This is a genomic window from Bradyrhizobium sp. NBAIM08, assembly GCF_020193935.1.
Taxonomy (GTDB): Bacteria; Pseudomonadota; Alphaproteobacteria; order Rhizobiales; family Xanthobacteraceae; genus Bradyrhizobium; species Bradyrhizobium yuanmingense.
This window is the reverse complement of the sequence record NZ_JADYVR010001427.1, coordinates 1-379: the sequence shown is the minus strand read 5'-3', so window position 1 is coordinate 379 and position 379 is coordinate 1. Positions and strand designations below refer to the sequence as shown.

The following is a 379-nucleotide window of genomic DNA, read 5'->3' as shown; positions in this document are numbered from 1 at the left end:
TCATCACCGCGTACGGCACGTCGCTCAGCACCGGGATTCGGGCAAGCTTGGCGGAGAGCTGGCTTTCGTTGACCTCGATGTAATCGGGCACCTCACGCTCGCTGAGCGCGCGGGCTTCGATCACGAGCGCCATCTGCTTCGACGCGTCCTTGACCTCGACGGTGTCGCCGACCTTGACGCGATAGCTCGAGATGTTGACGCGGCGGCCGTTCACCTTGACGTGGCCGTGATTGACGAACTGGCGCGCGGCGAACACGGTCGGCACGAATTTGGCCCGATACACGACCGCGTCGAGCCGGCGCTCCAGCAGGCCGATCAGGTTGGCGCCGCTGTCGCCCTTCATGCGGATGGCTTCTTCGTAGATGCCGCGGAACTGCTT

General features: G+C 64.4%; 1 protein-coding gene. It reads right to left on the bottom strand.

Features of this window, described 5'->3' with window-relative positions:
* The coding region (rpsD, locus tag I6F37_RS45265; protein WP_225155167.1) for a 30S ribosomal protein S4 at positions 1-379 on the bottom strand (379 nt) is incomplete at both ends.